Source organism: Zoogloea sp., assembly GCF_044344315.1.
Taxonomy (GTDB): domain Bacteria; phylum Pseudomonadota; class Gammaproteobacteria; order Burkholderiales; family Rhodocyclaceae; genus Zoogloea.
In genome coordinates this window covers 1-11,932 of record NZ_JBIJDC010000001.1, presented here as the reverse complement: position 1 = coordinate 11,932, position 11,932 = coordinate 1, and the positions used below count along the sequence as shown (strand labels likewise).

11 protein-coding genes and 1 pseudogene are annotated in these 11,932 nt (G+C 67.7%); 5 read left to right on the top strand and 7 right to left on the bottom strand.

The genetic code is table 11. The features are described from left to right. The first annotated feature begins 16 nt into the window (after positions 1-16). From ACIQ09_RS00060 to ACIQ09_RS00040, 5 genes are all read left to right on the top strand, one after another. On the top strand, positions 17-880 hold the full coding sequence (locus ACIQ09_RS00060) for a DNA ligase (RefSeq protein WP_398304223.1): 864 nt from the start codon (positions 17-19) through the stop codon (positions 878-880). Then, positions 877-1,845 (top strand): NAD-dependent epimerase/dehydratase family protein, encoded by a 969-nt coding sequence (locus tag ACIQ09_RS00055; protein WP_398304219.1) that lies wholly within the window; start codon positions 877-879, stop codon positions 1,843-1,845. The genes ACIQ09_RS00060 and ACIQ09_RS00055 overlap by 4 nt, the downstream gene beginning before the upstream one ends. Beyond that, positions 1,838-2,845 carry a glycosyltransferase family 4 protein gene (locus ACIQ09_RS00050; RefSeq protein ID WP_398304216.1) on the top strand — a complete coding sequence of 336 codons (1,008 nt, stop codon included), beginning with the start codon at positions 1,838-1,840 and terminating at the stop codon, positions 2,843-2,845. Before ACIQ09_RS00055 ends, ACIQ09_RS00050 begins: the two co-directional genes overlap by 8 nt. Beyond that, positions 2,842-4,719 (top strand): polysaccharide biosynthesis protein, encoded by a 1,878-nt coding sequence (locus tag ACIQ09_RS00045; protein WP_398304213.1) that lies wholly within the window; start codon positions 2,842-2,844, stop codon positions 4,717-4,719. The genes ACIQ09_RS00050 and ACIQ09_RS00045 overlap by 4 nt, the downstream gene beginning before the upstream one ends. A gap of 86 nt (positions 4,720-4,805) precedes the next feature. After that, the gene (locus tag ACIQ09_RS00040) at positions 4,806-5,639 is read left to right on the top strand and encodes a symmetrical bis(5'-nucleosyl)-tetraphosphatase (protein ID WP_398304210.1); all 834 of its coding nucleotides are present in this window, start codon (positions 4,806-4,808) and stop codon (positions 5,637-5,639) included. Positions 5,640-5,795: 156 nt separating this feature from the next. On the opposite strand, the gene ACIQ09_RS00035 is transcribed toward ACIQ09_RS00040, so the two are convergent. From ACIQ09_RS00035 to ACIQ09_RS00005, 7 genes and pseudogenes are all read right to left on the bottom strand, one after another. Then, positions 5,796-6,470, bottom strand: a complete 675-nt coding sequence (locus ACIQ09_RS00035; protein WP_398304207.1) for a lysophospholipid acyltransferase family protein — start codon at positions 6,468-6,470, stop codon at positions 5,796-5,798. 65 nt (positions 6,471-6,535) lie between these two features. Beyond that, complete coding sequence (locus ACIQ09_RS00030) at positions 6,536-7,294, bottom strand: GNAT family N-acetyltransferase (protein ID WP_398304204.1); 759 nt, start codon at positions 7,292-7,294, stop codon at positions 6,536-6,538. Positions 7,295-7,391: 97 nt separating this feature from the next. Then, positions 7,392-7,847, bottom strand: coding sequence for a glycine zipper domain-containing protein (locus tag ACIQ09_RS00025; RefSeq protein WP_398304201.1), 456 nt, complete (start codon positions 7,845-7,847; stop codon positions 7,392-7,394). Positions 7,848-7,858: 11 nt separating this feature from the next. Further along, a complete protein-coding gene (locus tag ACIQ09_RS00020; protein WP_398304198.1) occupies positions 7,859-8,794 on the bottom strand; it encodes a carbohydrate kinase family protein in 936 nt (311 codons plus the stop codon). Between the two features lie 92 nt (positions 8,795-8,886). After that, entirely contained in the window at positions 8,887-10,458 is a 1,572-nt protein-coding gene (locus ACIQ09_RS00015) for a DUF3426 domain-containing protein (protein WP_398304195.1), read from the bottom strand. After that, a complete protein-coding gene (gene prmA / locus ACIQ09_RS00010; protein WP_398304192.1) occupies positions 10,455-11,357 on the bottom strand; it encodes a 50S ribosomal protein L11 methyltransferase in 903 nt (300 codons plus the stop codon). The genes ACIQ09_RS00015 and prmA overlap by 4 nt, the downstream gene beginning before the upstream one ends. Then, positions 11,357-11,932 (bottom strand): annotated as a pseudogene (locus ACIQ09_RS00005) (acetyl-CoA carboxylase biotin carboxylase subunit); the annotation flags it as partial. The gene prmA and the pseudogene ACIQ09_RS00005, both read right to left, overlap by 1 nt.

Below are 11,932 nucleotides of genomic sequence, written 5' to 3'. Positions count from 1 at the left end.
TGGGGTGGTGGTGAGGATGGATTTTTCTTTCGGGCGGGGCTGGTGGTGTCGGGGGGCCTGTGTGCTGGCGCTGCTCGGCGGCATGCCCCAGGTGCACGCCGTCGAGGCTGCGCCGCCATTGCTCCTGGCCGAGGTGTTGCGTGGCGAGGTGGATGTCACCCGCTACTGGGTCAGCGAGAAGCTCGATGGTGCCCGGGCGGTGTGGGACGGTCGCAGCCTGCGTTTTCGCAGTGGGCGGCCGGTTCATGCGCCGGCCTGGTTCATTGCCGGCTTGCCGCCCGAGCCCCTGGACGGGGAGCTGTGGATCGCCCGTGGGCGCTTTGATGCCCTGTCGGGCATCGTGCGCCGCCAGGTGCCCCGTGATGCCGACTGGCGGCAGGTCAAGTACATGGTGTTCGAGCAGCCCGACGGGGCTGGCACCTTCACCGACCGGATCGAAAGCCTGCGTGGCGTCGTTGCCAGGGCGGGCGTTCCCTGGCTGCAGCTGGTGGAGCAGTTTCGCGTGGCCGATCGCCAGGCCTTGCAGGCGCGCCTTGACGAGGTGGTGGCGGGCGGTGGCGAAGGCCTGATGCTGCACCGGGACGACGCCCTCTATCTGACCGGCCGCAGTGACGCGCTGCTCAAGCTCAAGCCCCTGTTTGATGCTGAGGCCCGGGTGGTGGGGCATCTGCCCGGCAAGGGGCGTCTGAGCGGCATGCTGGGGGCGCTGCAGGTGGAGACGCCGGCCGGTCTGCGCTTCGAACTCGGCACCGGCTTGAGCGATGCGGAGCGGCGCAACCCGCCGCCGGTGGGCTCCCTCGTCACCTACCAGTATCGCGCCGTGACCCCCGACGGCGTGCCGCGCTTCGCCAGCTATCAGCGCCGCCGGGAGGGCTTTTGAGCAGGCATCGGATCCTCGTTTCCGGCGGGCGCGGCTTCATTGGCCGGCGGCTGGTCATGGCCTTGCGGGCCGCTGGCCTGTCCCCCCGGGTGCTCACCCGCGGCCAGCCGGGTCTGGATGAGGTGCAGGGCGATCTGGCCAATCGGGATGATTGGGCCGCCCTCGATCTGGCCTGCTGCGGCATCGAGACGGTGTTTCACTGCGCTGGCCACGCGCATGCCTTTGGCGCCCTCGGGGCGGACGAAGAGGCGCGTCACTGGCAGGTCAATTTTGAAGGCAGCCGGGTATTGGCTGAGGCGGCTGGCCGGGCGGGTGTGACCAGCTTCGTGTTTCTCTCCAGCGTCAAGGCGGTGGGGGAGCCCGGTGAGGGTTGCGTGGATGAGGACTGGCCGGTGCCGCCGGATTCGGCCTATGGCCGCGCCAAGCGGGCGGCCGAGGCGGCCGTGCTGGCCGCGGGCGAGCGTTACAGCATGCGGGTGACGGTGCTGCGTCCGGCGATGGTGTTCGGCGCTGGTGGCCGGGGCAATCTTGAACGCATGGCCGCCCTGGTGCGGCGTGGACTGTTTCCGCCCTTGCCGGAAACGGGCAACCGGCGCTCCCTCGTGCATGTGAGTGATCTGGTGGCGGCGATGCGCCTGGTGGCGGCGGATGCCCGCGCGGCGGGCCGAACCTACATCGTGGCGCATCCGGTGACGCCGTCGGGCCGCGGGCTGTACGACGCCTTGCGCCAGAGCCTGGGCATGCCGCCGGTCGGTTGGGCCGTACCCCGGGCGGTGCTGCATGGGCTGGCCCGCTGCGGCGATGCCGTGGAGGGCCTGACCCGGCGGCGCGTGCCCCTGGACAGCGAGGCGCTGGCCCGCCTGCTGGGGTCGGCCTGCTATTCGTCAGCGCGTATCGAGGCCGAGCTGGGCTGGCGGGCGGGCACCGGGCTGGAAGCCGGTCTGCGGGAGATGCTCCATGCGTGAGCTGCTGGCCTTGCTGGCGCCGGTGCTGGCCTTCGTGGTGGCCTGGGGGGTGACGCGCGCGTGTTGCCGGCCGGGGTCCTGGCTGTATTTTCTTGATCAACCCAACGAGCGTTCGCTGCATGTCACGCCCACGCCGCGCACGGGCGGGGTTGGGGTGATGGCCGGGCTGCTGGTGGGGGGCGCGCTGGTGTGGGTTGCCGGCCTGGGCAGCCTGCCCCTGGGCGCGGCCCTGGCCGGGGCGGGAGGCTTGGCTCTGGTCGGCCTTGCGGATGACCGCTTCAGCCTGTCGGCGCGCTCGCGTCTGTTTGTTCAGGTGTTGGTGGCCGGGCTCTACCTGGCCGTGCTGGGCCCGGGGGGGGGTGCGCTGGAGGTGCTGCTCCTTGGCCTTGGCCTGGTCTGGATGGGCAATCTCTACAACTTCATGGATGGATCGGACGGTCTGGCCGGGGGTATGGCCCTGTTCGGTTTTTCAGCCTATGCGCTGGCGGCAGCGCTGGGCGGTCAAGAGGGGCTGGCGCTGGTGTGTGGCGCGGTGGCGGCGGCGGCAGCCGGTTTTCTGGTCTTCAACTTTCACCCGGCGCGGATCTTCATGGGGGATGCCGGCTCGGTGCCCCTGGGTTTCCTGGCGGGGGCCCTCGGGCTGGCTGGCCGGGAGGGCGGGGCCTGGCCCCTGTGGTTTCCGCTGCTGGTGTTCGCCCCTTTCATTCTGGATGCCAGTGTAACCTTGTTGCGCCGTGCGTTGCGCGGTGAGCGGGTGTGGGAGGCCCACCGCACGCACTATTACCAGCGCCTGGTGCAGATAGGTGTGGGGCATCGCCGCACGGCTCTGCTGGCCTATGCGTTGATGGCCGTGGCCGGGGCTGCAGCAGTGGCGGCGCTGCCCCTGGGGTTCTCGCTGCAGTGCGGCATCATTACAATGTGCGTATCCCTTCACCTGGTCCTGGGTTACCGGATCGACAGCGCCTGGCGGCGTCATCAGACCGGAGCTCCAACGCCTTGATCAACAAGAACTATTATTCCTTTCTGGTGTTCCTGTCCGACCTGGTCGGGGTTGCCCTGGCGTGGTGGCTGGCTTACCTGGTGCGCTTCAATTTCGATGTGCAGGCCGAGTTCATGCCTGCCTGCCTGGTGGGGCTGGGGGTGGCGGTGATTGTGCAGGGCGGCATCCTGCGGGCTTTCGGGCTGTATCGGGGGGTGTGGGTCTTCGCCAGCCTGCCGGATCTGCTGCGTATCACCCGGGCCGTTGCGGTGGCCGCGGTGGTGACGCCGCTGGTGGTGGTGGTGGCGGTGCGCTACAACCCCGGCGTGCCGCGCCTGGTCCTGTTGTTGCAGCCCCTGTTGCTGGCCATCTATGCCGGCGGGACGCGCGCGCTTTACCGCACCTGGAAGGAGTTCCACCTTTACGGCGCGCTGCGCGCACTCGGTCAGCCGGTGATCGTGCTGGGGGGGGGCGATGCGGCGATGAGCCTGGTGCGCGAGTTGTCACGCTCCGCCGAGTGGAGGGTGGTGGGGCTACTCGATGACAGCAGCGCCCGTCAGGGGCGTGAAGTGTATGGGTGCAAGGTGATCGGGCGCATTGCCGACCTCGAGCGTCTGGCCCAGGAGCTCAAGGTCCGCCACGCCATCATCGCCATGCCGGGAGAGCGTCATCAGGTCCGCCGGTCGGTGGCCAGCGCCTGTGTGCGAGCGGGGGTCAAGGCGATGATCGTGCCGGCCCTCGATGACGTGATGACCGGGCGCGTGAAGTTCAGCGAGGTCCGCCAAGTGGATGTGGAGGACTTGCTGGGCCGTGATCCGGTGCGCATCGACGATGTCGAAGTGCGGGACTATCTGCGCGGCAAGGCGGTCATGGTGACAGGGGCTGGCGGCTCCATCGGCTCGGAGCTGTGCCGCCAGATCGCGCGCTTTGAACCTTCCGTGCTGGTCTGCTTCGATGTCAGTGAGTTTGGTCTGTACCGGCTGACCGAGGAGTTTGGGCTGCACTTTCAGAACGTTCAGCTGGTGGCTTTGGCCGGTGACGTGAAGGATGCGATCCGGGTGGACGAGGTCATTGCTCGCTATCGCCCCCATGTGATCTTCCACGCGGCGGCCTACAAGCATGTGCCTCTGATGGAAGACGACAATGCCTGGCAGGCTGTGCGCAACAATGTGCTCGGCACCTGGCAGGTGGCCCGCAGTGCGGTGGCCTATGGCGTGTCGCGCTTCGTGCTGGTGTCCACCGACAAGGCGGTCAATCCCACCAACGTGATGGGAGCCACCAAGCGTCTGGCCGAGCGCGTCTGCCAGGCTTTGGCGAGCCGTGGCAAGACCCAGTTCGAGATCGTCCGTTTTGGCAATGTGCTGGGTAGCGCGGGCAGCGTGATCCCCAAGTTCCAGGAACAGATTGCAGCGGGTGGGCCGGTCACGGTGACCCACCCTGAGATCACCCGCTTCTTCATGTCCATTCCCGAGGCCGCCCAACTCGTGCTGCAGGCGGGTTCGATGGGGCAGGGCGGAGAGATCTTCGTCATGGACATGGGCGAGCCGGTGCGCATCGCCGAGTTGGCCCGGGACATGATCCGCCTCTCCGGCCGTTCGGAAGAAGAGGTGCGTGTCGTGTTCACCGGTCTGCGCCCGGGTGAAAAGCTCTACGAAGAAGTGCTGGCGGACAGCGAGCACACCCGCGCCACCCATCACCCCAAATTGCGTATCGCCCGCGCCCAGCCCGTCGACGACGGCTGGCTCGATGCCCTGCTGCTGTGGCTGCGGCAACGTCGGGCCGTCGGCGCATCCGAGGTGCGTGGCGAGCTGCGCCGCTGGGTGCCGGAATATGCCCCCTCTCATCCCTCCACCCCGTCCCTGCTGGTGGTGGAAAAGAACGCGCAGCGGGCCTGACCTGACATGAGACATTCCCACGCTCACCATTCGCGCGCCCCTCGGGGAGCGCGTCACCCCCTCCGCTCCGACGGACCGCACTGACCATGGCCACTTACGCCATCGGCGACATCCAAGGGTGTTTTGCGTCCCTCACGGCCCTGCTCAAGCGGGTAGCCTTCGATCCGGCCCGGGACCGCCTGTGGCTGGTGGGCGATCTGGTCAACCGCGGGCCCGACTCCCTGCACACCCTGCGCTATGTTCGTGACCTGGGGCCGGCGGCGGTGACCGTCCTCGGCAACCACGATCTCTACCTTCTGATGGTGGCCTATGGCAGCGTGCGCAACCGGGGCAAGGACGACACCATCCAGGCGGTGCTCGATGCCCCGGACCGGGAGGTGCTTCTGGGCTGGCTGCGCACCCGGCCGCTGATGCATGTGGAGAACGGTTTCGCCATGGTCCACGCCGGCCTGCTGCCGGGCTGGACCGTCGCTCAGGCCCGGGCCCTGGCCCGGGAGGTCGAGGGTGCCCTGGCGGGCCCTTACCATGCAGATCTGCTGAATAACCTGTGGGGCAGCGAGCCGGCCGCCTGGCGTGAGGAGCTGCGGGATTACGAACGCATGCGGGTGGTTGTCAATGCCATGACGCGCATGCGTTTCTGTACTCCGGAAGGGGTGATGGACTTCAAGGTCAAGGGCGAGGTGGCCCGGGCGCCCAAGGGCTATCTGCCCTGGTTCGAGGTGCCGGGGCGCCTGAGCGCTGACACCACCCTGGTGGTCGGACACTGGTCAGCCCTCGGGCTCAAGATCGAACCGGGTTTGATGGCCCTGGATTCCGGTTGCCTGTGGGGGCGGGAGCTCACCGCTGTGCGTCTGGAGGACAAGGCCGTGTTCCAGGTGCCCTGCCCCGGGCTCACCCATGGCAAGGTCAAGCCGTCCTGAGTGCGTGTGACAAACCTCAGAACGTCAGCTTGACGTGTGGGGGCGACTGAAGTCGCCCCCACAGTCCCTCCCGCCACCATCGGGCAGCACCTGCAGGAGATCCGCATCCGGTAGGACGTTTCGCTTCGGGGGCGCTGAGGAGATGTTGTCGGTCGGTCAGTCGGCGATGCCGGCGACGATGCGGTCCCGTGCCAGGTGGGCGAGGGCTTTCCGGTCGGGTGTGTCAACGACGGAAAGGGGCTCGCCGACCCTCAGCCGGGCGATGATCTGCGGCTCCGCCACGATGGCCCTCAGGCTGTCCAGCAGGCTCAGATCACCATCGTAGGCCGGCGCCCGGGTGTATTGCCCGTCGGGCTGGCGATAGGCGATGGAGATGGGCTGCAGCGGTGCTTTGGCCTCGATGGCTGCCTGCAGCAAGGCCCCGTGAAACCCCAGCACATGGCTGCCATCGGTGGTGGTGCCTTCCGGAAACACCGTCACGTGCCGGCCCTGAGTGAGGAGGGTGGCGATTTCCCCATTGACGATGCGTGCATGGCCACGGCTGCCCCGGCGCAGGAACACGGTTTCGTGCCGAGTGGCCAGCCAGCCGGCCAGGGGCCATTCCCGCACCTCGGCCTTGGACACGAAGGTGGTCGGAAAGGCCGCGTTGATCACGAAGATGTCGAGCCACGACACGTGGTTGGCGACGATCAGGCTGCCGGGGCCAATGAAGGGGGCGTCGGCGTGGAGGCGGATGCCGAGGATCTTCAGCAGGCGGGCCGACCAGCGCTGTCGGAGCGCCAACTGCCGTGCCGGTGAGGCAAAGGGGACGACCACCGCGGTGAGCACCACCGCGGCCAGCAGGTGGCCGGCCAGGCGGGCATAGCGGGTAAGGGGCTGGAGGCGGTTGGCGGGTTTCAGTCCTTGCGTCCCATGAAGTGTTTGGCGTAGCGCGCGTCGAGCCGGGAAACCGGCAGCAGGATGGGCAGGTCGGCCGTGTTGAAATCGGGGTCCCAGGCCGGCTCGCCGCAAATCCAGGCGCCGGCGCGCAGGTAGCCCTTGATCAGCGGGGGGGTGTCGGCGTCGAGATCCTGGCGCAGCGCCTGCAGCGGCAGCGGCGTGCGCGGGAACATGCGGTACTCGAGCGGGCACAGGTGTTCTTCCTTCAGACGATTATACAGACTGGCCGCCGCATGCCCGCCGTCGGCCATGCTGATCGAGGCGCAGCCGATCAGGTAGTCGTAGCTGTTCTCCAGCATGTAGCGGGCCAGGCCGGCCCACAGCAGCGTGATCACGGCGCCGGAGCGGTAGTCGGCGTCGATGCAGGAACGGCCGATCTCCACCATGCGGCCGCGCAGGTGGCGCAGGCGGGTCAGGTCGAACTCGTTCTCGGAATAGTAGCTGCCGACTTCCCGGGCCGATGCCGGGGACAGGATGCGGTAGGTGCCGACGATGCGCCCGGCGTCCTCGTCGCGGACGATCAGGTGATCGCAGAAGGCATCGTAGAGATCCCGGTCGACGCCCGGAACGCGGGTGGGCAGGCGGGCGCCCATCTCTTCGCCAAAAACCCGGTAGCGTAGCTTCTGGGCTTCCAGGATCTCGGTGGGGCAGGTGGCCAGACCGACGTGCAGATTGCGGCCCGGGCGATGGGTGGTTCGTTGTTCCTTTTGCAGCATGGCGGAATCCTCATGAGGTTTCCGCCATTGTGGAAATGCTGCATTGCGTTACCGTGAAGCGGTGATGACGGGCCCGTGACGCAGCCCGTCGACAGCCTCAGCGGGTGACGCGGGTATTTCGCCCATCCTGGAGCAGGCGCACGCGCTCGCCGGGGGCGAAGTTCTCGCCGCCGTCTTCCTGGACGATGGCCAGCAGTTCGCCGTTGTCCATCTTCAGGGTCACTTCGATGCCTTGCTTGCGGGTCATGCTCTCTTCGGCGGCGGCGCCTGCCAGGCCGCCTACCACTGCACCGACCACGGCAGCGACGCCTGCGCCCTTGCCTGCGCCGACCGTACTGCCGGCGATGCCGCCGACGGCCGCGCCAGCCAAGGTGCCGATGGGCGAGTTGGTTCCTTCGAGCTTCACCGGGCGGACGCCTTCTACGACGCCCATGCGCACACTCATCACGCGGCGTGCTTCGGTGCGTTCATAGTCACCGCCGCCAAGGCCGGAGGCGCAGCCGGTGATGGTTACGGCGGCAAGGAGGGAGAGGCCTAGATTCAGTAGTCGCATCGCGTTTCCTTTTACCAAAGTCGTGTTCCAAAGGCTGCCTTGTAGGCTTCCCCGATCTCGTCGCGGGACGGGGCGTGGTTCTGCCCGCCGCGGTGTGCAATCTTGATGGCGCCCATCAATGAGGCGAGGCGCCCGGTCTGTTCCCAGTCCATGCCGTGCTCGATGCCATAGAGCAGCCCGGCCCGGTAGGCGTCGCCGCAGCCGGTGGGGTCTTCGAGGCTGGCAGGGGTCGCACAGGGGATCGACATTTTCTGGCCGTCGGCATGAATCTCGGAGCCCTCACCGCCGCGGGTCACGATCAAGGCCCTGACTTCGCCAGCGAGGGATTCGATGCTGCGTCCGGTGCGCTCGCACAGCAGGCGGGCCTCGTAGTCGTTGACCGTGCAGTAGTCCGCCAGTTGCAGGCAACCGAGGAGTTCTTCGCCATTGAACATGGGCAGGCCCTGGCCCGGGTCGAAGACGAAGGGGATGCCTGCTTCCGCCAACTGGCGCACGTGCTCAAGCATGCCGTCGCGACCATCGGGTGACACGATGCCCAGGGTGACGCCGCGGGTGTGCTCTACCTTGTTGCGGTGGGAATGCACCATGGCACCCGGATGGAAGGCGGTGATCTGGTTGTCGTCCAGGTCGGTGGTGATGAAGGCCTGGGCGGTGAAGGTCCCGGGCACCTGAGTGACGTGGGTGCGCGCCAGGCCGAGGCGGTCAAGGCGCTCCAGGTAGGGGCCGGCATCGTCACCCACCGTGGCCATGATCAGCGGATCGCCGCCCAGCAGTTTGAGGTTGTAGGCAATGTTCCCTGCACAGCCCCCGAACTCCCGCCGCAGTTCGGGCACCAGGAAGGAGACGTTGAGGATATGAATTTGCTCGGGGAGGATGTGGTTGCGGAAGCGGTCATGGAACACCATGATCGAATCGAAGGCGATGGAGCCGCAGATGAGCGTGGACATGGGGCGGGTCGGCGAGAGTAAGGGTTTGTGTCGGGAGCGCCGGGCGGTGGACCTGAAGCAGAGGTGATCCGTTCCGGCCGGGCCGGGTAGTGTCAGGGGTAGAAGGCGTAGACGCGGTAGCCTGCGGCCGCTACGCCCGGTGCTTCAAAGGCCACCCGGATGGCGGCTTCTCCCCGCGCCGGGAAGGCATCCCTCGGGGCATCGGCCGGCAGCCACTGAGCGGGCTCCAGGACGCGCCGCACCAGGGCCTTGTCACGGGCGTCGGTGAGCGTGATTTCCACGTGGGGCCAGGTCTGCTGGAACTCGGCCCGGTTGCGCAGGGTGGCGTGCAGGGTGAAGTAGGCTTCGCGGCTGGCATCGGGCTGGATGTCCGAGCTCTCGATGGCGATGTCGGCGGCGTGGCGGGGCAGGGGCAGGTCGCAGCCCAGGCCGGCGCACAGGCTTTCCAGGGCGGGGCGCAGCTGGGGCGAGGACAGGGCGATCTCGTTGCGGAAAACGAGTGCGCCCTGGGCAAGTATCCCCAGGGTCAGCAGGGTGGCCGCTGCGGCCCACAGGGCTTGACTGAGGGCGGGGCTGCGGGGTGCTTCCACTTCCTCGGTGTCGGCGTCGTCATCCTCGTCGTCGGCAGCGTCCGCAACCGGGGGGGGCGTGATGACCGGGGCGGGCGTCACGGGCGCAGTGTGCCCGGCGGCAGCGTCGGCCTGGGCCAGGGCTTCGCCGGCGTGTCCCGGGTCGCGGGTGTGGATCAGGGTCTCGAAGTCGATTGGTGCTTCGGGAGGCTCTACTTCTGGCGGAAGACCGAATTCCAGGGCTGATGCGCCGGCCGTGCTGTTCACCCGGCCGCCATCGGCAGGCTCGTCGTACAGGGTGTCGAGATCCAGGGACAGGGAGTCGGGAATGGGAAGCCTGTCCGGCAGGGGGGCAGCGTCGAAGGCGGGAGGCGAGTCTTCCTCCGGCCGAGAGGGCTCGAAGGTCGGGATGTCGTCGAAGCCTGGAACGGATTCGACCGGAAACGCGTCACCGGGGCGTGCGGCATCGGTGGCTTCCTTGGCCAGGCCCGTGGGCGTAGAGGCCTCGTCCGGCATGTCCGCCTCCAGGGCGGACCATTCTTCATCTGTGTCGCCGATGATTGTGCCTACGGGCTCCTGCCGTCCGTCGTCGTCTATGGCTGTTAGGGCGGGAGGCGTTTCAGGCGTGGCCTCGTTGTCGTCCGGGAGAAGGGCTTCGACGGCAGCGGTGATGTCGATGCCCGCATCCGCGGGTTCGCGGGGCCGGGCTTCGTCCGGGAGGAAGTCTGCACCGAACTCGATGACCGGCTCCATGCTCCCGTAGGGCTCGGGCTCGGGCTCGGCTTCGGTGAGCGCGGGCAGGGCTGCTGGGTCATCGCCGGGCGCCGGCTCGGCGGGAGGCCAGGTGTCATAGGGATCGATGCGCTCCGCTGGGCCGGTGACGTCGGCGGGCTTCTCTTCGAGTACGAAGAGCGCAGGCCCGCTCGCGGGCGGCTGCAGCTGCGGATGGGCAGCAGTACCTTCTTCGACCAGCGTTTCCAGGGCGTTGAAGGCATGGTTGCACTGACCGCAGCGCACGCGCCCCTGGCGGGCGCGCAGCTGCTCGGGGCGCACCCGGAAGGTGGTGGAGCACTCCGGGCAGCGCGCCAGGATCATGAGACCGCCTGCTCCGGCCGATCGCCTTCAAGGCGAACCCAGCCTTCGTGGGTGGCGCCGACCCGCAGGGTGATGTACGGGGCGTAGGCCTCGATGACGTCCTGCGCCTGGGCTTCCAGGACGCCCGACAGGGCCAGCTTGCCGCCCGGGGCGACGCGGGCCGCCAGTAGCGGGGCGAGCATCTTGAGGGGATTGGTCAGGATGTTGGCGACCACCCGCTGGAAGGTGCCCTCAAGGGGCTTGGCGGACACCTGCAGGTGCAGGCTCACTGCGTTGTTGGCGGCGTTGTCGGCAGCGGTTTCGACGGCCTTCTCGTCGATGTCGACGCCAGTGACTTCACCTGCCCCCAGCTTGACCGCGGCGATGGCCAGGATGCCGGAGCCGCAGCCGTAGTCGAGCACGCTGACGCCCGGCTGGATCTCGGTGGTCAGCCACTCGAGACACAGCCGGGTAGTTGGATGCGACCCGGTGCCGAAGGCCATGCCCGGATCGAGGATCAGGTTGATGGCGCTGGGGTCGGGGGACTCGTGCCACGAAGGCACGATCCACAGGCGGTCGGTGATGCGGATCGGGTCGAACTGGCTCTGGGTAAGCTGCACCCAGTTCTGTTCTTCCACTTCCTCGATGGTGAAGGGCGGCACGGCAGCGAGCCCTGCTGCGGCCGAGGCGGTAGCCAGGGCCGCAGCGAGGTCGGTGTCGGTGTCGAACAGGGCGATGACGCGGCTGTGGTCCCACAGGCTTGCCGGAGACATGCCGGGTTCGCCGAACTGGGGCCTTTCAGCCTCGGTGCCGGCGTCGGCGTCATCGATGCTCACCGACAGGGCGCCGTGCTCCATCAGCGCCTCGGACAGGGCCTCGGCGCGCTTGGCATCAGCCTGCAGAATGACCGAGATCCACATCAGTTCTTGCTGACTTCGTTGCGCCCCGCCAGCTTGTGCTCCAGGTAATGGATGCTGGTGCCGCCTTCGACGAAGCGGGCATCGAGCATCAGCTCCTGGTGCAGCGGGATGTTGGTCTTGATACCTTCCACCAGCATTTCGGACAGGGCGATGCGCATGCGGCGGATGGCCTGGTCGCGGGTATCGCCGTAGGTGATCAGCTTGCCGATCATCGAGTCGTAGTGCTGGGGCACCGTGTAGCCGTTGTACACGTGGGAGTCCACCCGTACGCCGGGGCCGCCGGGCACGTGCCAGTTGCTGATCTTGCCCGGGCAGGGGGTGAACTTGAACGGGTCTTCCGCGTTGATGCGGCATTCGATGGCGTGGCCGCGGAACTCGATGTCCTTCTGCTTGTAACGCAGCTTCTGGCCTGCGGCGACGCGGATCTGTTCCTGAACGATGTCGACGCCGGTGATGAGCTCGGTGACCGGGTGTTCGACCTGGACCCGGGTGTTCATCTCGATGAAGTAGAACTCGCCGTTTTCGAAAAGGAACTCGAAGGTGCCGGCTCCGCGGTAGCCGATCTTGCGGCAGGC